Raw genomic sequence first — 24,093 nt, forward strand, 5'->3', positions numbered from 1 at the left:
CATGATCGTTCTAACACAACAAGAAATAGACACACCGTATTATCGCTCTAACGCTTTGAGAAGGAGAAACCCTGCATTATCGCTTTATTGCCACGAGAGGGAGTCTCACAATGAAGCTTGCGCCTGCCAGCTGATCCGCATGCGGATCAAGCATGATGCTGCCTCCATGGATATGGGCAACGGTTTGCGCGATCGATAATCCAAGACCGCTTCCTCCTTGACTGCGGTCCCGCGACATATCGCCTTTATAGAACCTCTCGAAGACACGCTCGCGGTCATCCTCGCTGATGCCTATGCCCGTGTCAGATATTCGGACGATAGCATACCCATCCTGCTCACTCAGCCCAAAAAATATTTTCCCTTCCTCCGGCGTGAATTTCATGCTGTTCGCGAACAGATTTATCCATAGCTGATTAAGCTGGTCGCTGTCGGCTGTTATCGTCGTTTCTTCCATTAGAAGCTCGACAGTCTGCCGCTTAGCCATCCACTGCGGCTCGCAAGCAAGCACCACATCGCGCAGCTGCCGATCCAACCGGTAAGGCTTTGGATGAAAAGGATGCTGCCGCGAATCCAAAGAAGCCAGATTGAGCAGATTTTCGCTTAAGCGCGACAGACGCATGCTTTCTTGCTTGATGATGCTGATATAGCGATCACGCTGCGACTCGGTCACCTCTTCGCTGCGAAGCGCTTCAGCAAAGCCTCCAATCGACGTAAGCGGCGACTGAATTTCATGGGAGACGTTCGATACGAAGTCCTGGCGCATCATCTCAAGCTGGGACAAGCTTAGCGCCATCTTGTTCATGCCTTCGGCCAGCTCGCCAAGCTCGTCCCCGTGCCTGACAGGCAGGCGAACCGTGAAATCTCCTTCCGACATCCGCGTCGCCGCATTCGTCATCATTTTAAGAGGCATGACCAAATAACGGGCAGCAATGAGAATAAGCACGCTTCCGACGACAAGCAGCGTGACGAGCAGCGTAACGGCCGTCCATATAAAATTACTGTTCTGCGGGAAAGATTCCGGCTGCACGAACAATGCCCAGTTCTCGCTACCGAACTGAACCAGCTTGCCCATGGCAGGCGGCATCGGTGGGCTCCCTTCCTCGCGATTGAACATTCCCATGTTGACCATGTTCCCTCGGAACACGTTGCCCAGCTGCTCATATGTCAGCCTATTCACCATCGCATCGCTTCGCACGCCCGCCTGTACGAGCCGGTTCGCGCTGCTGACTGCAATGATCGACAAGCCCTGCTGATCCGATACCTCATCCAAAAACTCTTTCAGTGATGCTGGCTTGGAAACGGCATAAAGCTGCTCGATCCTGTTGATCGCTTTCTCCATCTGATTCGGAAGCTGTCCCCTTGCGTCACGCTTGAACATTTGATTCGTAAACAGAAAGGCAACGCCAATGCTTATTAAGACGACGACGAGGAAAGTTGCTGTAATACGGACATACAAGCTGCGAATCATGACCATTCCTCCAGCCTATACCCAAGCCCTCGTATCGTAACGATACAGAATCGGTAGGACTCCTCCGGAAAACGATCCCTGAGCCTTTTGATATGTACGTCGACCGTCCGTTCATCTCCCTCGTAATCCATGCCCCATATTTGTTCAATCAGTTGATCGCGCGCGAACGTTTTGCCTGGATAGCTGGCAAGCTTGAACAGCAGCTCGAATTCCTTTGGCGGCAAGGTGATCTTCTCTCCGCTTGCAGACATATGGAAGTCGGTTTTATTCATCGTCACTTCGCCGAACTCGACTGTCTGGGACGCGGTTATGCGGTATCTTTTAAGCAAAGCCTTGACCCTTGCTACCAGCTCCGGCGGATCAAACGGCTTGACCATATAATCATCCGCTCCAAGCTCGAAGCCTTTGACTTTATGGGTCGTCTCTCCCTTTGCCGTCAGCATGAGCAGCGGTATATCGTAGCTTTCCCGCAGCGCGGTACATAGCGCCCATCCGTCCATTCGCGGCATCATCACATCGATTATGGCAAAATCGGGGCGAACCGCATCCAGCTGCTCCAGCGCATCCACTCCATCTATGGCTTCCATTACCTGATAGCCCTCTCTTTTTAGGAATAGGCTTACCAGCTCGCGAATATTTGGGTCATCGTCAACCACCACAATTTTCGGCATTTCAATCGTCCTCCAGTCCTGCTCAAGCAAGCTCTACAGACAGCATATAATACGAACATGAACGTTACATGAACGATATTGACATTATATTTAGATTGTAATAATTTTAAAGTAGTATTTATTACATTGAACGTATACGAAATGGAGGAGAATATAGATGACTTACAAAACGATCATTATCGGAACAGGACCTGCAGGCTTGACAGCTGCCATCTATCTAGCACGCGCGAACATGGAGCCTCTTGTAATAGAAGGCTGGCAGCCAGGCGGTCAGTTGACAACAACGACAGAGGTAGAGAACTTCCCCGGCTTCCCAGACGGTATCCTAGGCAGCGAGCTGATGTCCAACATGCGCAAGCAAGCACAGCGCTTCGGGGCGAATTTCAAAACAGGCTCCGTAAAGAGCGTTGATTTCAGCAAACGGCCTTATACGCTGGACGTTGAAGGCATCGGCGGACTGCAGGCGGAGTCGATTATTATCTCGACCGGCGCTTCCGCCAAGTACCTTGGCATTCCAGGCGAGCAGGACAATATCGGACGCGGTGTCAGCACCTGCGCAACCTGCGACGGCTTCTTCTTCCGCGGCAAAAAAATTATTGTAGTCGGCGGCGGCGACTCTGCCATGGAAGAAGCGGTATTCCTTACCCGCTTCGCCTCCGAGGTCAGACTCGTACATCGCCGCGACGATTTGCGCGCTTCCAAAATCATGCAGGATCGCGCTCGCGCCAACGAAAAAATCGTGTGGAGCTTAAATCGCACGCCGCTTGAAGTAGCAGCGACAGGCATGGGCTTGCAAGGGTTGAAAGTGCGCAATAATGAAACTGGCGAGGAAGAGCTGCTTGAGACGGACGGCGTATTTATTACGATAGGCCATACCCCCAATACTAGCTTCCTTGGCGGACAAATCGATACCGATGATCAAGGCTATATTATCGTGAAACCGGGTACCTCCGAGACGAATATCCCAGGCGTATACGCCTGCGGCGACGTTCAGGACCGCAATTACCGTCAAGCCATTACAGCGGCAGGCAGCGGTTGTATGGCTGCTCTGGATTGTGAGCGCTTCTTGGAATCGCAGGCACACGAAGCCATTCACGCATAAACTTTTTTGAAATTGTTACTGGTACAATACGTGCAAATTATGTATAATAAATGTGTTGAGAGTTACAATAGAAAGGCAATGCTACCGCATCCATATGTTCACATTATGCATCGCGTTAGCGGCGCCTGAACGTGTTATGGGAGAAGGTACAACCTCGGCTTTAATTAGCAGAGGTTGTACCTTTTTTCGCGTTTTCATCCTTTCTCCCATTCAGCCAAAAGGAGCGATTATGATGTTATTAGAAGCGGTATACCACAGACCAAAACAGAACTGGGCTTATGCCTACGACGATCAAACCTTGCACCTGCGCATCCGTACCAAAAAAAATGACGTAGCCGCGGTTGAGGCTATCGTCGGCGACAAATATGCTTGGGATCAAACCATCACTGCGGTTCCTATGCGGATTTTTTCCTCGGATGCGCGTTTCGATTATTGGGAAACGGCTGTTATTCCCCCTTTTCGCCGTCTTCGCTATGCTTTCCGCTTAACTAGCGGCTCTGAGAGCATCTTGCTTACGGATAAAGGCTTCGAGCTATTATTGCCGAATAACCCGAACACTTTTTTCGACTTTCCTTATATCAATCCGATTGATGTATTCAAGCCGCCTGCTTGGGTAAAGGATGCCGTATTCTATCAAATCTTCCCGGAGCGCTTTGCGAACGGCGATCCTTCACTTGATCCAGAGAATGTTCTGCCATGGGGCGGCGAACCGACGCCTTACAATTTCTTTGGCGGGGACCTGCAAGGCGTAATCGATCACTTAGACCATATTGCCGCGCTTGGCATTAATGCCGTCTATTTCACGCCTCTGTTCGAGGCCACGACCAATCACAAGTACGATACGCAGGATTATATGAAGGTCGATCCTCAGTTCGGTACAAACGAGAAGCTCAAAGAGCTTGTTGATGCTTACCATGCCCGCGGTATTCGCGTTTTGCTGGACGCCGTATTCAACCATTCAGGCAAAACATTCCCGCCTTTCGTCGATGCGCAGCAGAATGGACGTGATTCCAAATATGCGGATTGGTTCTATGTAAGGGAATGGCCGCTGCAAGTGGTTGACGGCGTTCCTACTTACGAAACGTTCGCGTTTGAGCCGCTTATGCCGAAGCTGAACACCGAGCATCCCGAGGTGAAGCAATACTTATTCGAGGTAGCGCGTTATTGGATCGAGGAAATCGGAATCGACGGCTGGCGGCTTGACGTAGCGAATGAGGTTGATCACCAGTTCTGGCGCGAATTCCGATTGACGGTGAAAAAGGTCAACCCGGAGGCTTACATTTTGGGCGAGATTTGGCATGATTCGATCATGTGGCTGCAAGGGGATCAATTCGATGCCGTCATGAATTATCCGTTCACGAACGCCGTATTAGATTTCTTCGCCTACCAGACAATTGATGCATCACAATTTGCGCTGGCGATCGGCGAGCAGCTGGCGGCTTACCCGCAGCAGGTAACCGAAACGGCCTTCAACCTGCTGGACAGCCATGATACGCCAAGGCTGCTTACAATCTGCGGCGACAATGCGGCTGCAATGAAGCTGTCCTCCTTGTTCCAGCTAACCTACCCGGGAACCCCATGCATTTATTATGGCGATGAGGTAGGCTTGAATGGCGCAGGTGACCCCGGCTGCCGCAAGTGCATGGTTTGGGACCCGGCTGAGCAAAATCACGATCTGCTCGCGTTCTATACGTCGGCAATCGGGCTTCGCCACCAATACAGCGCGCTTCGCAGCGCCGACATTCGCTTTGTCCATGCCGGCAGTACTGACGGTATTCTCGTCTATGAACGGCGTGATGGCGACCAGCGTTTGTTAATCGCATTAAATGCGCGCGAGAATGAAGCGGAAATTAGCATCCCTATCCCATCAATGCAAGAAGGTGATGATTTGCAGCCGCAAGCTATTACATTTACCGGCTTTGTGAGCGCTGATTCAGAACCGCCTGTTGGGTTGCTTACAACTGATAAGGCAGCAGCAAGCATCCTCCAAACGGCTGACTATGCGAGTGAAACCCGTTGGACAACAGTGCTTTCAAGCGATTCCGCTCCTGCAGCAAACGCAGCTTTAAAGTTCGATACGATCAGCGGCAAGCTTAACCTTACTCTTCAGGCATACGGTTTTGTCGTATTAGAGCAAAGCAAATAATAATAGGCAACCTATATAAGATGAATTAAAAGTTAGTATGCCGTTATTGCTGCCAGAACAAAGTCATTTTTCCGATCGCGGTTGCAGCCAATGGTTTTGATTCGTTAGCTTCATATATAGTTGCCATTTATAGTTGTCATTTGGTCTGCAAAAGCGAACATTACATTTCTCCAGAACGACTTTATTCTCTCCGCCCGCGCAGCTCATTCGTTATTTCAACTTATGATAGAAAGGAATGCCTCGAGCCGATCTCGGCCTATCAGGCATTCCTTTCTAAGCCCTGCTGGTCCTCACCTTATTGGGCTTTGCTGCATAAGAGAGCCCCTAGACAAATGAGCTTGTATGATGCCATAATGACTTAAACGTTTAAGTCGTTATGATTACACTGCATCATTTAGTTATTATCCCCAAATGCCATCGTATATTTGCTTGCAGGCAAAGAGGAAGGGAGCTGTATGACGATCAAGAAAGCTACGCTCAAAGATATTGCCAAAGCCGCTGAGGTGTCTGTCGCAACCGTCAGCTATGTGCTCAACAACGTTACTACGCAGACGATACCCGAGGAGACGAAATGCCGCGTGCTGGAAGCAGCCAAGCAGCTGCATTACGTTCCCAACCTAGCGGCGAGATCGCTTGTGAAGCAGAAGTCCGGCTTGATTGGAATCTTGGTCAACCGTGCCGACAATGAAGGCTTTTGGAGGCAGCTCCATTATTCGCCATTCATTAATCGCCTGGAGCAGCTGCTCACGGCACGAGGCTATCATGTTGTTTTATTCAGCCTTGACGCCGCTGACCCGAAACTCGATATCATTTCCGAGCGCAAGCTCGATGGCGTTTTCGTCGTAGATGTCAGAACTGAAAATTTCCACCTCATCTCAAGTCGCTTCTCCATAGGCGTACCTCTTATCGTGGTGGACAGCATCATTGATGATTCTTTGTTTTACAAGGTGAATTACGATTATGAAGATGCCTTCGCCCTTGCAAAAGCATCCCCACTTGCTCCCTTCGGATATATCATTATCGACAGCTTCAACAATGTGGAGCTTGCCCATTACATCGCCTCCCTCTCGGGTTTGGGGCAGGATGCTGTCCATTTGCTAAAAGATGAGCAATCGCTCTCGCGTTTTATGAGCAGCAAGACGACTCAGACAGGATTGGCATTAAGCGAATTTGCGGCCATTATAGCGGCCAAATACGTGAATCCGGCCAATTTAGCCGTTATATGCTCAGCAGGATGTCCGGACATTCTACCGAACGCAGCCATACGTATCTCGTTTGGCAATCTCAAGGCGGAAGGTGCTTATCAATTGATGATTAAGCTGTTAGCAGCGCCGAGGGAAGGCCCCGATAACCAATATGTGCTTGTGAAAGCGGTCAGAACGAATTAACGATGCTAATTCGCTGTCCAGTCGTCTGGACAGCGGCTAGCCTTCCATATATCTACGGAAACTTAAACGTTTAAGTCAAAATAGTAAAAGGCAATTTAGAAAAATTTGGCCACTGGCTCACCCACTATTCCAACTATTCATTTAGGAGGTTTTAAAATGCTTGAGATAGCTAAACCGTCTAAAAACGATACGTCAGCGGCAGCTCTCCCATATGACAGCAGTGCAGTATCCATCTGGAAAAACCGGACTTTTCTCGCCGTATTCTCGAGCTACAGCCTGTCGCTGCTCGGCAATACCTTTCACAGCATTGCGCTCAATCTCTGGGTGCTGCAAACGACCGGAAGCGCCAAGCTCATGTCCGTCGTTCTCATCACGCATCTCGTCATCAGCATGCTGTTCGGGTCCTTCGCAGGCACCTTTGCAGACCGTACCGACCGCCGCACGTTAATGTGGATATCCGATGCCGTACGCTTCGTGCTTGTCGCAGCGATCGCTGTACTCATTTACTTGCCTAATGTACCTTTTGCCTATATCGTCCTGTTAACCGGGCTTGTCGCATTTGCGGGTGTATTCCGTACACCCGCCTTCCAAGCCTCGCTCGTCGAGATCGTGGGCAAAGAGCAGATTACCCAAGCAGTAGGCGCCATCAGCATTTCCGATAATATTATCCGTATATCCGGCTTTGCGCTCGGAGGCATAGCAGTCGCTGCAGTCGGCGGCGCTTTCGCGATCGCAATCGATGCTGCCACCTTCCTTCTCTCGGCAATCCTTTTGCTGATTGCAGGCAAATTCCCTTACCAAGCACCTAAGGACGAAGGCATAGCCAAAACCTCCTTCAAGGATGATCTCGCAGCAGGCTTCCATTATGTATGGAAGGAGCCGTTTGCCAAAGCTGCTGTTTTACTGCTCCCGCTCGTCATGTTTTTCTTCCTATCGACCTTTATGCTTATACAGGTCATGGCTGTGAAGGTGTGGCATGCGCAGCCTTTTGTTTTCGGACTCATGGAAGCCTGTATCCCGCTAGGCTACGTGATTGGCTCCATACTAATCATGCGGCTCGATACTCGGCTAAAAAGCAGAGGGAAATGGACGTTATGGAGCGTGATCCTAATGGGTCCTTTATTTATCGCCATTTCGTTTATGACATCAGCAAGTTCGGCTTTGCCGCTCATTCTGCTTGTCGGCTTCCTTTTCTCGTTCAGCACAACCATTATTTTCATCGCGCTGCGGGTTGCCGTTGAACCATCTATGCAGGGCAGGGTATTCGGCCTGGTTGGCGCTTTAACCAGCGTTGCCCCGCCAATCGGGCTCGCTGTCTTCTCCACCTTATCGGATCTGTACGGCCCTGCCGTCATTATTGCGGCAAGCGGTGCCGCCATGCTTCTGATTGGAATGATTGCCTACCGGCGTTTCACGGCTATTCGTACCTTCCAGTAGCTGGGGGGCTGCCCGGAAGCTAACCCTTTAATGAACCTGCCAGCGCACCGGTTTTTTTATGTTTCTCAATAGAAGTCAATGTTTTGAGCAGCTGCATCGTCGAGGTAGTGCGAACTACTATCAAATATTAATCGGTGTGCGCTTCGGAATTTCGACAAAGCATATCCAGCAACTCACTTATTCCTTCCCTTGTATGCGGCTTCCCCAAAACCAGAAACCGAATGTGTTCGAAATAAAATTTTCCGGAGCTTGTTTCCGTCAGCTTACGGAATGCTCAAACAATATGGGAGCCGTAGCATGGTAAAGTGCGATTCCGCTGCTGCTGGCATAAACAATAGCATGCCTCACATCATACGCTTCAAAGGTTTTCACCTCATTTATTCAATTGTCACTTGTCTGAGAGCCTTTAGATTGTCGAAATTCATTTCATTGCGTTCATTGCTTGCGCTTGTCGCTTGCGACCTAATCACCATGCTTTTCCATTGAAAACAGATCAAAGTATTTTTCTGGCTATAAAATGTTTCTTATTACTTCTGTACGCAAAAAAGAGGAAACCGCACTCTATGTGCAGTTCCCTCTTCATCATTTCAATATAACGGTGCTGTACGCTGGTAGTGTTAGCCTGCCCTCAGCTAGCTCGGCTCCTGTGCTCGTCGCCCTGACAAGCGACTCAAAGCTGCCATATGCCAGCGATGCTTGCAATGCCGTCGTTTGCTCGTCTGCGGATAAATTATGAACAACGAGAACGCGTTCTGCAGCTGTCATCCGTACATAGGCGCTAAGCTTCTGGTTTGCCGGCTCCAGCTTGAACTCCGCAATGCTTCCGTCCTGCAGCGCGGGTTCCTCGTTCCGCCACTTAATCAATTGGCGATAATGGTTCAGCAGGGAGGCTTCATCATTCGTTTGCGTTTCTACGGACACCTGTTGCGGCTCCGTATTATGTCGCGGCTTCTCCCATGCCGTCTGGCCTTCGCCGCCGCTTGGATCGCTATGCCATGGCATAGGCTCACGGATGTATTCATCAGGCTTTGCGCCTTTCATCCCAAGTTCCTCGCCGTAATAAAGATAAGGCGTTCCCGGAAGCGTCAGCAGCATAGCCGCCGCCATTCTGGCATGATCAACGTTACCATTCAATACAGTCATGACGCGATTCTGATCGTGGTTGCTTAGGAATGGCGCATCCACGAACTTGCCGCCCGAGGATTTCTCGTAGACGCCATAGGCGCGTCCTAGCGAGAAGGCCAAGTCAGCGTCCCGTTCTTTGTCTGCTGCACTAAGCAAGCGCCCTGCCAAATCAAAGTGAAACGCGGAATCAAGCGCTTGGTCAAAGTAAGGCGCAATGACGGTCAGTGAATCCCAGACCTCTCCAATGAGGTACGCATCCGGCTTCGACTTCGTCATGCCTGTGCGGTATTCCTGCCACCAGGCTTTGTTCTTGGCTTGAATGTCCGGCGTGCCCGCCGTAGAAGCGAAGTCTCCATAAATATGCTTCGCTGCATCCAGCCGAAAACCATCCAGTCCCTGATCCAGCCAATATTGACCGATCTTGACCATTTCCTCTCGAACCTTAGGCTCTTCGAAGTTCAGGTCAGGCATGCCCTCCCAGAACACGCCGAGATACTTCAAACCGCCGTAGCTATGCCAGGGGTCGCCGCCAACCGCGCCGTCTGCGCGGACCTTCTCATCAAGCTTCGCGAACGTATACCAGCTGCGGTAAGGGCTGTTCTCATCCGCGAGCGCTTCTTTGAACCAAGGATGCTCCTTGCTCGTATGATTCACGACAAGATCCATAATGATCTTTATCCCGCGCTTATGCGCTTCACCCAGCAACTTCTTCAAGTCCTCAAGCGTACCGTACTCCGCGTTAACAGCATAATAATCGGTCGTGTCGTAGCCATGATAGCTTGGAGAAGCATTGATCGGCATAAGCCAAATGCCGCTCACGCCAAGCTCCTGCAAATAATCAAGCTTGGCGGTAACCCCGTTCAAGTCGCCTATCCCGTCTCCATCCGTGTCGTAGAAGGAACGGACAAAGATTTCATAATAAACCCCGCCTGGCTGCTCATCCACTTGATAAGCGGCTGCTAGCGGCTCACCTTCATCCTCATCTTCATCCTCTTGTGTACTCACGGCATTGTTTCCTGGAGCTGAATTCCCCGATTGCTCGGTGCCGTCGCCGCCAAATGAGCAAGCAGCTAGTGCAGTAAGCAGCATTAGACTAAACAGGACAATTCCAATGTTATGCAAACGTTTGTCTTTCATCCCTTATCCTTTTGAAGCGCCGGACATAAGCCCTTGCACAAGGAAACGCTGCAAGAAGACGAATAGCAGCGTAATTGGAATCGCAATCAAGACCGCACCAGCTGCAAAGAGCGTAAAGTTACTGTTCTGATAGGAGTTAACAAGATCCCACATTCCGACAGCCAGCGTCCAGTTATCTTTGCTGCGCAGCACCAATCTCGCAAATATGAAGTCAACCCATGAGCCCGCGAATGTCGTTAGTGCCACATACGTAAGCATTGGGCGCGACAGCGGGAGCATAATTTTCACAAATACCTGCAAATGAGATGCGCCGTCAATGCGCGCCGCTTCATCTAAGCTGCGCGGAATCGTATCATAGAAACCTTTTACGACAAAGCCCCCGAGTACCGCCCCTGCCGAATACACGATAATCAACGCTGCATGCGTATCCAGCAAATTAAGCTGCAGCAAGAAAATAAAGATCGCAATCATGCTCATAAAGCCGGGAAACATGCCCAGTACGAGCATAATCGTCAATGTCATCTTGCGGCCGCGGAAGCGGAAGCGCGACAAGGCATACATGCTTAACGTAACGAGAATTGTAGAGAAAATCATCGTTAACGTCGCGATCTTCAGCGTGTTCAAGTACCAGGCTCCGTAACGGAAGCTTGGATTCGTGAACAGCTCTTTATAATGGATAAGCGTAAAGGATTCCGGAATCAAGCTCGAGCTGAAAAGCGATGTGCCCGGGCGAAGCGACGACAGCAGCACCCAAAGCGCCGGATAGATCGCGCAGATGGCAATCGCAATCAATAAGAGATAGCTTAACGTTAAACGGACAACATTTGCGGTTTTACGCCCCATTTTCATTGGATCATATCCTCCTCTTTGAATGACCGCGTACGGCGATAGTTGTAAATCGAGAATGTAGCAACGATGATGAAAATAATAATACCGATAGCTGAGGCCATGTTGAATTGACTGTTGTTCAGCGTCAGTTTATACAGCCACGTGACGAGCAAGTCGGTGCTGCCGGCGAATTGATAATCACCTTTTACCGGGTCCCCGTTCGTAAGCAGGAAAATAACGTTGAAGTTGTTAATGTTGCCCGCGAATTGCGTAATCAGAATCGGCGCTGTGGAGAACAGCACAAACGGAATCGTGATGATGCGGAACTTCTGAATACCCGTTGCTCCATCAACATCCGCCGCTTCGTACAGGTCCTTCGGAATAGCGGTCAGTACGCCGAGAATAAGCACCATGGATACCGGTATGCCTACCCACATATTGACTAGAATAACCGTTACTTTTGCCCAGAAGGGATCTGTCAGCCAAGGCAGCTTGCCCATGCCGAAATATCCTAAGTACTGATTGATCGGGCCAAATTGCCCGTTGAATAGATTTCGCATGACGAGCAAGGAAATCAGCTGCGGGATCGCATAAGGAATGATGAACAGCGTCCGCCACAGCTTTTTGAAACGAATGCCCTTCTGCTCGATTAATAGGGCAACCAGCAGGCCGCCGAAATACGTCGTTACCGTTGCGATAACAGCCCATATTATCGTCCATGTAAACACGCCAATAAACGTATGGCTCCACGTCTTGAGCGTGAGCAAATTAGCAAACGTTTGGAAGCCTACCCAATCCACCAGCTTGGCCGGAGGAATATGATCAGGCGACGCGTAGTTGGTGAAAGCAAGCATAACCATGAAGATAATCGGCATGATCGTTAGAAACAAAACGCCGAGCGCCGGCAAGGTTAGCATCAAATGCGGAAAATTACGGTCCGTCACGTAAGCCAACGTCTGCCGGAAGCTTGCAGGCAGTACGCCTTCATCTCTCTGCTTGCCATTCCGATAAGCATCGCGAATATTCATAATGTAGATGATGATAAAAAGTATAAAGAGGAATAGCGTAATTAGACCGCTGATTAATAGAAAGATCGAGTGATCTCCCTCCACGCGCACACTTATTTTTCCGATTTTCTCGAGCCCTTGCGTTTTTTCGCCTAATGTTACGATACCCCATATGGCTCTTCCTAGATTCGGTATAAAATACATCAGCGCTGCCGCTTCGACAGCAAGCATGATCAAGCCTTTAATAAACTGGCGGTTATACAATTGGCCAAGACCCATTACGAGTAACGAAAATATAGCCGCGGTGCTGCGATGACGTTTCATCCGCCAAGCTCCCTTCCTTTCATATCAAAAACAATTTAAACCGCCATACGCTTAAAAAAGCCGCAGATTTCAGCACATCGACTCACCCGCCGAGCATAGCTCGGCGGGTTGTGCCAGATACGGTTATTATTTTGCTATGGTTATTATCTTGCTATGGTTATTATTTTGCTATGGTTATTATTTTGCTGTTGTACCGTTATTCGCGTCCTTGATTTGTTGAACCGCGTTATCAAGAGCTGCTTTCGCAACCTTGCCGGAATTCCACACATCGGAGAACGCCGCCGCGATTGGGCTCCATACGTTGCCCATCTCTGGAATCGAAGGCATAGGCGTCGACTGGTTGAACTGCGCAACAAAACCTTTTACGATGTCATTACCTTGAACTGCTGCGTCATTTGTTGCTTCTGTGTTGGCTGGAATAGCGCCTGTCAATTCAAAATCCTTCAATTGAGCTGCCTTAGTGGAAGCGAAATTTGCGAACAAACGAGCCGCATTCGGATATTTCGAGAATTGATTCACGTACCAAGCCTTAACGCCTGAGAACGAAGAAGCCGGTTGGCCATTAATGCTCGGGATTGGCGCCACGCCGAAATCAATGCCAGCGCTTTTGTAATCCGCGATCGTCCAAGGGCCGTTAATGTCCATAGCAAGCGTACCGCCTGTGAACATGCCTTTTTTGATGTCATACGTGATGTCTCCGGAGTTCAGCGGCAGGATGCTGTCTTTTAGCGAGCCATAGTATTTCAAGCCGCTAACTGCGCCTTCTGTGTTCAAGCCGATGTCGTCTTTGTTTTGGCCATTCTCACCGTACACATAGCCGCCTGTTGAGATGAACGGATAGTTGAAGTAGAAGTTTCCTACTTCCCACATCAGAGCAAACTTGTTATTTGGCACGTCGTTGTAGGTTTTTGCGAACGCTACGATTTCGTCAAACGTTTTAGGCGCTTCTTTAATGAGTGCTTTGTTGTAGAACAATGCATAAGTTTCAATCGAACGCGGGTAACCGTAAAGTGTACCGCCGTAAGAAACCGCGTTTACCGCGATTTCCGAGTTAGCCGTTTTGGCTTGCTCTTCATAGAAATCGTTCGGAAGAACAAGGCCTGCCGTTACCGCTCTGCCCAGGTTGTCATGCGGGAAAACAACGACGTCTGCGCCAAGGCCAGCCGGGCCGTCCGTGGTAAGCTTCGTTACTTGGTCAGCTGCGCCAACCTCTTCGAATTTCACTTCAATACCGTATTTTTCAGTAAATTCTTTTGAAATTGCTTCAACGAATGGACGCTCTTCTTTACTCTCCCATACGAGCAAGGACGCGCCTTCCTCAGGAGTTATTTCGTCAGACTCAGCTGCGCCTTCACTCTCATTGCCTGCTGCGTTATTTGTGTTAGCAGGTGCATTTGTAGCGTTAGCGGCATTTTCCGTTTTACCTCCGTTGTTCGATCCGCCGCATGCGGATACGATAAACAAGGAAACAATTAATGACATTACAAACCACTTTTTCATGCTGGGTGATCCCCCTCCATAATGTGTTCCATACTTTTTTTTGAATCGACGCTGTTCAAACGGTTCTTCAGATCAGAATCGGCAGACTGTGTCAAATCCTTTTCATCTGTCACCTTCTGCAATAGCCCCTTCCAATTGGAAAAGCCTTTTATGCGATCAGTGCAAACGTTTGTACAATCTGTCAAAAAAATAGCTTCGCAAGTGGCATTTTCAGCGATATTTGCGAAGCTAATCTGAGTGAATGGCTTTGAAAGCGTTCTATTCGTGGATTCATCATACAACAAGCCCTATCATTTGTTAAAACGTTTGCACAGTTCATTATGCAGAACAAATACTGCTTTTACTTCATTATTCTCCTCTTTTCTCTATCTGATTCAGTTTTTTATGATTTGTGAAACGCTTTCTTTAGATATATATTTACTTTTAGGCAACAATTGCATTAGGATGAAGCATATATAGCATGCATGATTGCACAATGGGGGAAGGTACTTACTATGGTAACCATTAAAGATATTGCAAAAGCCGCCGGAGTGTCTCCTTCTACCGTATCCAGGGTCGTATCCAATCACCCTCGAATCAGTAAAGCAACGACCTTGAAGGTGAAAAGGCTTATGGAAGAAATGGGCTATCACCCTAACGTAATGGCGAAGAGCCTTGTCTCAAAAACTACCCAGACGCTGGCCATCATGCTTCCTCGACCTGCTGAAGAGCTGTTCCAAGACTTTTTCTTCGGTGAATTGCTTCGCGGTATTTTGACACAATCGACAAGAGCTGGCTATGACATGCTCCTAACTGCTGCAACCTCGCCAAGCGACGAAACAGAAACGGTGTCTAGACTTGTATTCGGTCGCAGGGTTGATGGCGTTATTTTGTTGTCTTCGCGAGTTAATGACCCATTAATCGACCTCTTGAACAAACATAATTTCCCTACCGTATTAATTGGACGAACGGAAGATCGCCCGAATATTTTATCTGTCGATAACGACAATGAGCTTGCAGCGTATGATGCAACCCAGCATCTTATTTTGCAAGGCCATGAAAGAATCGGATTCGTCAGCGGACCGCCTACGCTTACCGTCGCGCATGACCGGATGGAAGGCTATCGAAGAGCAATGCGCGAAGCAGGCCTCACGGTCCGATCCGAATGGATTGTGGAAGGCGAGTTTCTGCAGCAAAGCGGCTATCGCGCGATGTCTTTCATGATGAGCCTGCCTGAGCGGCCAAGCGGCCTTGTCGTCATTGACGATGTTGTCGGCTTCGGCGTACTCCGCGGCCTAACGGAGCTTGGATTCAAAGTTCCGGAAGATTTGAGCATTGTCAGCTTCAACAACATTGCCCTATCCGAGTTGGCAACACCTCCGATCAGCTCCATCGATATCGGAACCTACCAGCTTGGCTATACCGCCTCACAAATGCTGATCCGTTTCATTCAGGAGGAAAGCGTACACCAGAACAGAATGATCATACCCCATCGATTGATTGTTCGAGAGTCATCGATACAGAATATATCCAAAAGGAGCTGACCTCATGTCAGATAAAAAGCCATATTTAGTCGACGCGATCATCGGAAACTCCAAATTCCTCGCGTCCCTTGGCCGCACAGGCAAAATGTACCGCCTGTGGTGGCCAAACATCGATCTCCCCCAACATGTGGACGCGATTCGCACGGGGATCCAATATGAGCAAGAGAGCATATCTTGGTTCGATGAAGAAGCTTATGGCTGGAAGCATCAAGCCGAATATGCGGATAAGACGAATATATTCCGCGTGAAAGCTAGTTCCGTGCAGCAGCCGCTACAGGTCGATAGCTTTCATTTCGCCATTCCCGGCCAGGATGCAATCGTGCGGGAATATACGTTTACGAATACAAGCAATGAGCCGCTTTCCTTCTCGTTTATCGTTCATACCTCATTTCTCGTCAGTGAAAATCAGCTTTACAACACCACAATGTTCGTGCCTGCTGACGATGCTTTGGTTCATTTTCGGCACAAGTATTATTTTGCGCTTTCCAGTGCAAACGTATGCACAAACTTCCAATCAGGGCTTTCATGGGAGTCGGCCCAAAGCGGCCAGTTGAATGGAAATGAGATCGATATGAAGCCTGACGGGGCATTAAAGTGGCAGGTTAGCTCGCTTGCTGCAGGTGAGTCGCTTACGATCCCCGTATATATTACGGCAGGGCATGATGAGCAAAGCGCAATGCAGCAAATGCGATTGGTGAAGACGAAAGAAAGCACTGAATGGCTGGAGGAAACGAGGAGTTACTGGCAGCAGTTCCTGACCTCTGCTATTCCTTGTCCGATTGCAGATGCAGACATATCCGAATTGTATGACCGATCCCTGCTGATGTTCAAGCTTATGTCCGACGATCAGACCGGCAGCATTATCGCGGCACCGGAATTTGATGAGCAATTCGTCCGCTGCGGCGGATATTCGTTTTGTTGGGGCCGAGATGCCGCATTTATTACAACTGCGCTTGATAGAGCAGGTCTTGGCTTTTTATCGGACAGCTTCTATGCATGGACGCTTACCGCACAATCACCTGACGGCTCATGGCAGCAGCGCCATTATCATGACGGGAGCCTCGCTCCCTCATGGGGACTTCAGATCGACGAAGGGTCATCCATTATTTGGGGGATGTGGCAGCACTACATGGAGAAGCAAGATCGGCAATTCGCGGAGCAAGTATGGCCAGCCGTCGAGAAAGGCGCTTCTTTCTTAATGAGCTTTCTCGATAACGAGAGCGGACTGCCAAAACCGAGCATCGACTTATGGGAAGAACGCGAAGCCTCCCATACCTACTCCTCCGCTGCCGTTTATGGCTGCTTGACCGCTGCTGCAAGCTTTGCAAAGCTTATGGGTAAAGTAGATCTAGCAGCCGAATGGACAGCAGCTGCTGAGCGTATCGCCTCAGCCATTAAAGAGCTGTGCTGGAACGAGGACGGCGGTGCCTTCTATCGCGGAGTAGAGCTAACCGTTCATGAAAGCAAATACACACAGGCAATTGCTGACGGCGCAACGGGCTATATCGTGGAAGGAAACAAGGGCAACAAGAAGCATATTATCAATCATGATAAGATCATCGACGTCAGCCTGCTTGGCATCGCGGTTCCGTTCGAGGCTGTATCAGCTGATGACGAATATATGCGCCGGACAGCCGACGCAGTGGAAGCGGCTTTAACCGTACCAGGCGTTGGCGGCATTAAACGTTATGAGGATGACATTTATATCGGCGGCAATCCGTGGATTCTCACAACGCTATGGCTGGCCCATTACCGTATTCAAACAGGAAGCCTCGACCAAGCCAGGCAGCTGCTCAATTGGGCGATCGATCACCGTACGGAGATGGGACTGCTGCCGGAGCAAGTCGACAAAAACACCGGCGAAACAGCCTGGGTTGTGCCGCTCACTTGGTCGCATGCGATGTTTATCCTTACTGTATTTATGCTTGCTGAAGCAGAAGCAAAAACAGCACTAGAAGCAGCAACAGTTGATACGGTTGTCGCAAGCAATTAACAAGTATAATTGCGTTCAAGGACCGCTGCTTAAGCAGCGGTCCTTGTTTCATTTCCAGTAGCAGGTCACAACAAATGACTCGCATTAGTCGTTTACTTAGGCTGCCTATGGTGCACTCCTCGCTTTTTAACCAACATCTGGACGCAACAAGTAACTCGCATAATTCATTTACGTAGGCTTCCTATGGAGCGCTCCTCGCTCTTTAACCAACATCTGATCTCACAACGAATGACTCGCATTATTCATTTACGCAGGCTGCCTATGGAACGCTCCTCGCTTTTTAACCAACATCTGGACGCTACAATTACCGGCATTCTTCATTTACGTAGGCTGCCTATGGAGCGCTCCCCGCTCTTTAACCAACATCTGGACGCAACAAGTAACTCGCATTATTGGTTTACGTAAGCTACCTATGGTGCACTCCTGTTTTTTAACCAACATCTGGACGCAACAATTACCGGCATTCTTCATTTACGTAGGCTGCCTATGGAGCGCTCCCCGCTCTTTAACCAACATCTGGACGCTACAATTACCGGCATTCTTCATTTACGTAGGCTGCCTATGGAGCGCTCCCCGCTCTTTAACCAACATCTGGTCGCAACAATTACCGGCATTCTTACACACCTCGGGCTTCCCGAGCACCATCTTTCATTTTCTAACCAGCTACCAGCAGCTTCGAATCCCCATCCTAATAAACCACGAAAGCTGCCCAATGGTAATCGTACGTTGTAGAAATTACAACAGAAAGTGTGTAAACACTCTTATTATTGGTTTAGATTGTAGTTTTTGCAACGTAATTGAGCAATATAGGCCACTCTTAGCCTATGAAGATCCATTCTATTGTAAAAACTGCAATGTAGCTGGTGAATTACCTCATAAAACTCGATTTTATTGTAGAAACTACAACGTAGCCAAAACCGAAGCAGGCTTGTTTGAGGAAACACCTCATGCAGCACTATCGCAGCTACGCATCCACTTCCTAATAAACCACGAAAGCTGCCGAATGGTAATCGTACGTTGTAGAAATTACAACAGAAAGTGTGTAAACACTCTTATTATTAGTTTAGATTGTAGTTTTTGCAACGTAATTGAGCAATATAGACCATATACAGCCTGTGAAGATTCATTCTATTGTAAAAACTGCAATGTAGCTGATGAATTGCCTCATAAAACTCGTTTTTATTGTAGAAACTACAACGTAGCCTAAACCGAAGCAGGCTTGTTTGAGGAAGCACCTCATGCAGCATAATTAGCAGCTACTCATCCACATCCTAATAAATCACGAAAGCTGCCGAATGGTAATCTTACGTTGTAGAAATTACAACAGAAAGTGTGTAAACACTCTTATTATTGGTTTAGATTGTAGTTTTTGCAACGTAATTGAGCAATATAGGCCACTCTTAGCCTTTGACTATCCATTCTATTGTAAAAACTGCAATGTAGCTGATGAATTACCTCATAAAACTCGATTTTATTGTAGAAACTACAACGTAGCCAAAACCGAAGCAGGCTTGTTTGAGGAAGCACCTCATGCAGCATAATCAGCAGCTACTCATCCACATCCTAATAAATCACGAAAGCTGCTCAATGGTAATCTTACGTTGTAGAAATTACAACAGAAAGTGTGTAAACACTCTTATTATTGGTTTAGATTGTAGTTTTTGCAACGTAATTGAGCAATATAGGCCACTCTTAGCCTTTGACTATCCATTCTATTGTAAAAACTGCAACGTAGCTGGTGAATTGCCTCATAAATCCGGTTTCTATTGTAAAAACTACAATGTAGCCTTAGCTGAAGCAGGCTTATTTGAGGAAGCACCTCATGCAGCATAATCAGCAGCTACTCATCCACATCCTAATAAATCACGAAAGCTGCCCAATGGTAATCTTACGTTGTAGAAATTACAACAGAAAGTGTGTAAACACTCTTATTATTGGTTTAGATTGTAGTTTTTGCAACGTAATTGAGCAATATAGGCCACTCTTAGCCTTTGACTATCCATTCTATTGTAAAAACTGCAACGTAGCTGGTGAATTGCCTCATAAATCCGGTTTCTATTGTAAAACTACAATGTAGCCTTAGCTGAAGCAGGTCCGTTTAGTCCGTTTGGAAATTCATATACAATAATACAGCGTTATAACACTTCGGGTTTGGAATCACATAAACAGCTGGTCCAGCGATTTTTAAAAAGAAATTACTGGTCTACAACTTGTTTTATGGTTTCAGGGCCACATAACATGGTTTGTTATCACCTACGGCCGTGGAACAGTCTACAGTCAAAACAGCCATAATTACCAGATACCGTTACCATCATCAATTAGCAATCCATCACCATTTCCAATTACCGTTACCATCATCAATCAGCAATCAATCACCATTTCCAATTACCGTTACCATCATCAATTAGCAATCAATCACCATTTCCAATCACTGTTACCATCAGCAATCAGCAATCAATCACCAGTTCCAATCAACATTACCATCATCAATTAGCAATCAATCACCATTTCCAATCACTGTTACCATCAGCAATCAGCAATCAGCAACCGGCACCAATCACCATTACCAGATACCATCACCGATCAGCAATCAATCACCATTACCAGATACCGTTACCATCAACGATCAGCAATCAATCACCATTTCCAATTACCGTTACCATCATCAATCAGCAATCAATCACCATTTCCAATTACCGTTACCATCATCAATCAGCAATCAATCACCATTTCCAATTACTGTTACCATCATCAATTAGCAATCAGCCACGAGCACCAATCACCGTTACCATCATCAATCAACCACCAGCACCAATCACCGTTACCTTAATCAATCAGCAACCAATCACCATTACCAGATACCGTTACCATCACCGTTCTGCAATCAATCACCATTACCACTCACCGTTCAGCAACCAATCACCATTACCAGCACTTCCACCTGACCCTGCATTATTGCTTTCAGCTTATTCCCCTGCCTATTTCGTCATCATCTATACCGAATGTTTCATATCGTGCAAATGCGTGTAATAGTATTGACAAGCAGTTAGTAATTTGTAATAATTATAAATAAGGAATTGATCTAAATCAAAATGATCAATTGTAATTCTCCTTATTTACTTCGTATTCACCACTTACTTATAGCGCAAACTACCATCAGAAAGGATGATTACTATGACAACAGCAACTACTGCTAAATCGACAACCGTTCAACAGCATCTGAATCACCAAATCGCCAACTGGAGCGTGCTCTACATTAAGCTTCATAATTACCATTGGTATGTGAAGGGCTCCCAGTTTTTCACTTTGCACGTCAAATTCCAAGAGCTTTACGAGGAAGCTGCACTCCATGTTGATGAACTGGCGGAGCGTCTGCTAGCTTTGAAAGGCAAACCAATTGCAACGATGAAGGAGCATATGAAAACCTCCAGCATCGAAGAAGCATCGAACAAAGAGGATGCTACCCAAATGGTCGATCAATTGATCGCCGATTTCACAACGATCATTGGCGAGCTGAAGGAAGGCATGCAAGCGGCACAAGAAGCCGAGGATGAGACTACGGCTGATATGCTGCTCGCGATTCATACCACCCTTGAGAAGCATGTATGGATGCTAAGCGCGTTTAATAGCAAATAAGCGGCTATCATCGTAAAAAGAGTGTGTCCCATCAGCCAATTCGCTGCTGGGGCACACTCTTTTGTATGCATCGTTATTTTTACTTAAACCAACGTCACACTGCAGCTTCCAACAGTCTTGTCCGCCCACAGCGCTTGCAGCAAATCACCTTCGTGTAAAGCAGCCACGCCCGCAGGCGTTCCTGTGTAAATAATATCGCCTTCGCCCAGCCCATAATGCTCGCCGACATATTGTATCAGCTCGGCTACACTAAACAACATGTCCGCCGCTTTTCCGCGCTGCGCCTCTACACCATTGCGAAGCAGCATGAATTCCGTTTCGGCTAGCACAGCCGCACCGGGGTAAGGAAGCCATTCGCCTAGCGGCGCCGATCCTTTGAACCCTTTGGCTGCCAGCCAAGGCTGGCCTTTCGCTTTCAGCTTGGACTGCACATCGCGCAGCGTCAAATCTAGGCCTAACGCTATACCGTCTATGCATTGCTCCGTATCCATCCCCGACTCGTAAGCTCGGCCGATGCGAAGCACGATCTCTAGCTCGAAATGCACCTCGCCCACATTTCCCGGAAGCGGCACCATATTGCCGTCCATCGGCACAACCGCATGCGTCGGCTTCGTGAACACAAGCGGCTCGTCAGGCACCTCGTTACCGAGCTCCAAGGCGTGAAGCCGGTAGTTGCGGCCAATGCAATATATATTTCGAATATTATTCGTACTCATGAGAAATTCCGCCTTCCAATTAGAAAATAACTCGTCTATTTTTGCGCTTGAATCTGCTCAGCCAAATCATTCAGCTCCGTCCAGCGGTCCATCAGCTTCTCCAGCTTCTCTTCCTGCTGCTGCTGTTTGGCAGCAAGCTCCTGCAGCTTAACAGAGTCACTGCTGGCTGCTTCCATTTGAGAGGCTAAATCGTTAATTTCGTTCTCTGCCGCCTCAATCCAGCCGTCGATCTGCTCGAAATCCTTTTGATCTTTGTAGGACATTTTGAGCGTACGAGGCTTAGCCGCTTCTTTTTCAGATGATGCAGTTGTGCTTGATACTACCGGCTCCTGTGCTTTCATCGCTGGAGCAGAGGAAGCGGCGCTCGCTGCAACCCCATGCTTCGCAACATACTCCTGATAATCGGAATAATTGCCGGTATGATGCGTAATGACACCGTCACCTTCGAAGGCTACGATTTTATCAACCGTTCGATCCAGAAAGTAGCGGTCATGAGAAACGACAAATACGACTCCCGGGAAATCGTCCAAATAATCTTCCAATACCGTAAGTGTCGAAATATCGAGATCATTCGTCGGCTCATCCAGCAGCAGCACGTTCGGCGCGTTCATGAGCACGCGAAGCAGCTGCAAACGGCGTTTCTCGCCGCCCGAAAGCTTGGAAATCGGTGTCCACTGCATGGTTGGCGAGAACAAGAATCGCTCCAGCATCTGACCTGCAGATATCGTCGAGCCGTCTGCTGTCTTCACCTGTTCGGCGCCTTCGCGAATATATTCAATGACGCGCAGCGTCTGATCCATTTCTTCATGCTCCTGCGAGAACCAGCCTAGCTTAACCGTTGTCCCTAGATCTACGGTTCCCTCATCCGGCGTTAAATGTCCGGCAATCAGCTTCATTAAGGTTGATTTACCGCTCCCGTTGCGCCCGACAATGCCTACCCGGTCCTCGGGTACCGCAATGTAACTGAAATCCCGGATCAGCGTCCGATCGCCGAAACGCTTCGTCACCTCTTCCAGCTCGACGATTTTGCGGCCGAGCCTCGTAGAGGCAACCGAAACATCCATCTTGCCGCCCGCTTGCTTAGGTGCATCAGCTTTCAAAGCCTCGAACCGATCAATGCGCGCTTTCTGTTTTGTCGTTCTCGCCTTAGCGCCTCGTCTTATCCAGGCAAGCTCGTTGCGGAGCAGGTTTTGGCGCTTCGACTCCGTCGCTGCCTCCCGATCCTCGCGGTCAAGCTTCAGCTCCAGAAAACGGCTGTAGTTGGCTTGATAGAAATGGGCTTGCCCCTTGTCAAGCTCGATCACTCGGTTACTGACACGATCTAAGAAATAGCGGTCATGCGTGATCATGAGCAAAGCGCCTCTGCGCTTCTGGAGCATTCCCTCCAGCCAGGCAACGGAGTCATTATCAATATGGTTCGTAGGCTCATCAAGAATAAGCACGTCGGAAGGAAGCAGAAGCGCAGCCGCCATCGCCACGCGCTTGCGCTGTCCGCCGGATAACGTCTCTACCTTGGCTTCAAAATCATAGATGCCCAGCTTCGACAAAGCCATTTTCGCATCGCTCTCAAGCTGCCAGGCATCAAACTCATCCATCAGCTGATTCGCTTTGATCAGCTGGTCCTGCAGCGCCGTACTGCTCGGATTCAGCTCGATAGCCTCCATTGCGGCCGCATATGCCTGCACGGCTCTAAGCTGCGGGGAATCGCCGCCAAGCACATGCTCAAGCGTCGTCTCATTCGGCGCGAACACTGGGTCTTGTGCCAGCATTCTGACCGTTACCCGGTTGCCGATGGACACTTTGCCAGAGTCAGCCTGCTCAAGGCCGGCTATAACCTTCAGAAAGGTCGATTTTCCTGTCCCGTTAACGCCAATAATGCCGACTTTGTCGCCATCCTCTACGCCGAACGTGACATTTTCGAACAACAGCTTCTCGCCGTAGCTCTTCGTTATATGTTCAACAGACAATAAATGCATGAGGCAAACCTACTTTTTCGCAAGAGTATAGCTGCAATTGCAACCATTCGTATCATACCACAAAAAGGATTAGTCTTCACTCGCTGCCTGCCTCGCAAGCCATTTCCATTCCGCTA

Annotated in this window: 16 protein-coding genes; 7 read left to right on the forward strand and 9 right to left on the reverse strand. The window is 48.5% G+C overall.

Annotated features, from left to right (window positions below; translation table 11 throughout):
- Positions 1 to 76: 76 nt before the first annotated feature.
- Together FHS16_RS28320 and FHS16_RS28325 are read right to left on the reverse strand one after the other, a co-directional pair.
- Complete coding sequence (locus FHS16_RS28320) at positions 77 to 1,468, reverse strand: HAMP domain-containing sensor histidine kinase (RefSeq protein WP_183570582.1); 1,392 nt, start codon at positions 1,466 to 1,468, stop codon at positions 77 to 79.
- Complete coding sequence (locus FHS16_RS28325; protein WP_183570584.1) at positions 1,465 to 2,139, reverse strand: response regulator transcription factor; 675 nt, start codon at positions 2,137 to 2,139, stop codon at positions 1,465 to 1,467. The genes FHS16_RS28320 and FHS16_RS28325 overlap by 4 nt, the downstream gene beginning before the upstream one ends.
- Before the next feature lie 157 nt (positions 2,140 to 2,296).
- Here FHS16_RS28325 and trxB point away from each other — a divergent pair, with 157 nt between their 5' ends.
- From trxB to FHS16_RS28345, 4 genes are all read left to right on the forward strand, one after another.
- Positions 2,297 to 3,241 (forward strand): thioredoxin-disulfide reductase, encoded by a 945-nt coding sequence (trxB, locus tag FHS16_RS28330; protein ID WP_183570586.1) that lies wholly within the window; start codon positions 2,297 to 2,299, stop codon positions 3,239 to 3,241.
- A 232-nt stretch (positions 3,242 to 3,473) separates the two neighbouring features.
- Complete coding sequence (locus tag FHS16_RS28335; protein ID WP_183570642.1) at positions 3,474 to 5,387, forward strand: alpha-glycosidase; 1,914 nt, start codon at positions 3,474 to 3,476, stop codon at positions 5,385 to 5,387.
- Between the two features lie 455 nt (positions 5,388 to 5,842).
- Positions 5,843 to 6,775, forward strand: a complete 933-nt coding sequence (locus FHS16_RS28340; RefSeq protein ID WP_183570588.1) for a LacI family DNA-binding transcriptional regulator — start codon at positions 5,843 to 5,845, stop codon at positions 6,773 to 6,775.
- A 156-nt stretch (positions 6,776 to 6,931) separates the two neighbouring features.
- Positions 6,932 to 8,212: an MFS transporter gene (locus tag FHS16_RS28345; protein WP_221226498.1), complete on the forward strand. Its 1,281-nt coding sequence runs from the start codon at positions 6,932 to 6,934 to the stop codon at positions 8,210 to 8,212.
- Between the two features lie 127 nt (positions 8,213 to 8,339).
- Here the strand turns inward: FHS16_RS28345 and FHS16_RS32845 are convergent, their stop codons facing one another.
- The 5 genes from FHS16_RS32845 to FHS16_RS28365 all read right to left on the reverse strand — a co-directional run bounded on the left by FHS16_RS32845 (position 8,340) and on the right by FHS16_RS28365 (position 14,133).
- A complete protein-coding gene (locus tag FHS16_RS32845) occupies positions 8,340 to 8,474 on the reverse strand; it encodes a Ger(x)C family spore germination protein (protein WP_446685753.1) in 135 nt (44 codons plus the stop codon).
- A 320-nt stretch (positions 8,475 to 8,794) separates the two neighbouring features.
- Positions 8,795 to 10,474, reverse strand: coding sequence for an alpha-amylase family glycosyl hydrolase (locus FHS16_RS28350; RefSeq protein WP_246432014.1), 1,680 nt, complete (start codon positions 10,472 to 10,474; stop codon positions 8,795 to 8,797).
- A gap of 3 nt (positions 10,475 to 10,477) precedes the next feature.
- Positions 10,478 to 11,317 (reverse strand): sugar ABC transporter permease, encoded by an 840-nt coding sequence (locus FHS16_RS28355; RefSeq protein WP_183570648.1) that lies wholly within the window; start codon positions 11,315 to 11,317, stop codon positions 10,478 to 10,480.
- A 2-nt stretch (positions 11,318 to 11,319) separates the two neighbouring features.
- Complete coding sequence (locus tag FHS16_RS28360; RefSeq protein ID WP_183570590.1) at positions 11,320 to 12,633, reverse strand: carbohydrate ABC transporter permease; 1,314 nt, start codon at positions 12,631 to 12,633, stop codon at positions 11,320 to 11,322.
- 177 nt (positions 12,634 to 12,810) lie between these two features.
- A complete protein-coding gene (locus tag FHS16_RS28365; protein ID WP_183570592.1) occupies positions 12,811 to 14,133 on the reverse strand; it encodes a sugar ABC transporter substrate-binding protein in 1,323 nt (440 codons plus the stop codon).
- 494 nt (positions 14,134 to 14,627) lie between these two features.
- Here FHS16_RS28365 and FHS16_RS28370 point away from each other — a divergent pair, with 494 nt between their 5' ends.
- The 3 genes from FHS16_RS28370 to FHS16_RS28380 all read left to right on the forward strand — a co-directional run bounded on the left by FHS16_RS28370 (position 14,628) and on the right by FHS16_RS28380 (position 21,285).
- Positions 14,628 to 15,656: a LacI family DNA-binding transcriptional regulator gene (locus FHS16_RS28370; protein WP_183570594.1), complete on the forward strand. Its 1,029-nt coding sequence runs from the start codon at positions 14,628 to 14,630 to the stop codon at positions 15,654 to 15,656.
- 4 nt (positions 15,657 to 15,660) lie between these two features.
- The gene (locus FHS16_RS28375) at positions 15,661 to 17,649 is read left to right on the forward strand and encodes a glycoside hydrolase family 15 protein (RefSeq protein WP_183570596.1); all 1,989 of its coding nucleotides are present in this window, start codon (positions 15,661 to 15,663) and stop codon (positions 17,647 to 17,649) included.
- A 3,174-nt stretch (positions 17,650 to 20,823) separates the two neighbouring features.
- Positions 20,824 to 21,285 (forward strand): Dps family protein, encoded by a 462-nt coding sequence (locus tag FHS16_RS28380; protein WP_183570598.1) that lies wholly within the window; start codon positions 20,824 to 20,826, stop codon positions 21,283 to 21,285.
- An 83-nt stretch (positions 21,286 to 21,368) separates the two neighbouring features.
- On the opposite strand, the gene FHS16_RS28385 is transcribed toward FHS16_RS28380, so the two are convergent.
- Together FHS16_RS28385 and FHS16_RS28390 are read right to left on the reverse strand one after the other, a co-directional pair.
- The gene (locus tag FHS16_RS28385) at positions 21,369 to 22,001 is read right to left on the reverse strand and encodes a fumarylacetoacetate hydrolase family protein (protein WP_183570600.1); all 633 of its coding nucleotides are present in this window, start codon (positions 21,999 to 22,001) and stop codon (positions 21,369 to 21,371) included.
- Positions 22,002 to 22,036: 35 nt separating this feature from the next.
- A complete protein-coding gene (locus FHS16_RS28390; protein ID WP_183570602.1) occupies positions 22,037 to 23,977 on the reverse strand; it encodes an ABC-F family ATP-binding cassette domain-containing protein in 1,941 nt (646 codons plus the stop codon).
- Between the last annotated feature and the right edge of the window lie 116 nt (positions 23,978 to 24,093).

The sequence above is a fragment of the Paenibacillus endophyticus genome, from assembly GCF_014192395.1.
GTDB lineage: Bacteria > Bacillota > Bacilli > Paenibacillales > Paenibacillaceae > Pristimantibacillus > Pristimantibacillus endophyticus.

Excerpts from the sequence above, each read along its gene's own strand:
- FHS16_RS28320 (WP_183570582.1), bottom strand. The coding sequence starts at position 1,468 with ATGATTCGCAGCTTGTATGTCCGTATTACAGCAACTTTCCTCGTCGTC.
- FHS16_RS28325 (WP_183570584.1), bottom strand. The coding sequence starts at position 2,139 with ATGCCGAAAATTGTGGTGGTTGACGATGACCCAAATATTCGCGAGCTG.
- trxB (WP_183570586.1), top strand. The coding sequence starts at position 2,297 with ATGACTTACAAAACGATCATTATCGGAACAGGACCTGCAGGCTTGACA.
- FHS16_RS28335 (WP_183570642.1), top strand. The coding sequence starts at position 3,474 with ATGTTATTAGAAGCGGTATACCACAGACCAAAACAGAACTGGGCTTAT.
- FHS16_RS28340 (WP_183570588.1), top strand. The coding sequence starts at position 5,843 with ATGACGATCAAGAAAGCTACGCTCAAAGATATTGCCAAAGCCGCTGAG.
- FHS16_RS28345 (WP_221226498.1), top strand. The coding sequence starts at position 6,932 with ATGCTTGAGATAGCTAAACCGTCTAAAAACGATACGTCAGCGGCAGCT.
- FHS16_RS28350 (WP_246432014.1), bottom strand. The coding sequence starts at position 10,474 with ATGAAAGACAAACGTTTGCATAACATTGGAATTGTCCTGTTTAGTCTA.
- FHS16_RS28355 (WP_183570648.1), bottom strand. The coding sequence starts at position 11,317 with ATGGGGCGTAAAACCGCAAATGTTGTCCGTTTAACGTTAAGCTATCTC.
- FHS16_RS28360 (WP_183570590.1), bottom strand. The coding sequence starts at position 12,633 with ATGAAACGTCATCGCAGCACCGCGGCTATATTTTCGTTACTCGTAATG.
- FHS16_RS28365 (WP_183570592.1), bottom strand. The coding sequence starts at position 14,133 with ATGAAAAAGTGGTTTGTAATGTCATTAATTGTTTCCTTGTTTATCGTA.
- FHS16_RS28370 (WP_183570594.1), top strand. The coding sequence starts at position 14,628 with ATGGTAACCATTAAAGATATTGCAAAAGCCGCCGGAGTGTCTCCTTCT.
- FHS16_RS28375 (WP_183570596.1), top strand. The coding sequence starts at position 15,661 with ATGTCAGATAAAAAGCCATATTTAGTCGACGCGATCATCGGAAACTCC.
- FHS16_RS28380 (WP_183570598.1), top strand. The coding sequence starts at position 20,824 with ATGACAACAGCAACTACTGCTAAATCGACAACCGTTCAACAGCATCTG.
- FHS16_RS28385 (WP_183570600.1), bottom strand. The coding sequence starts at position 22,001 with ATGAGTACGAATAATATTCGAAATATATATTGCATTGGCCGCAACTAC.
- FHS16_RS28390 (WP_183570602.1), bottom strand. The coding sequence starts at position 23,977 with ATGCATTTATTGTCTGTTGAACATATAACGAAGAGCTACGGCGAGAAG.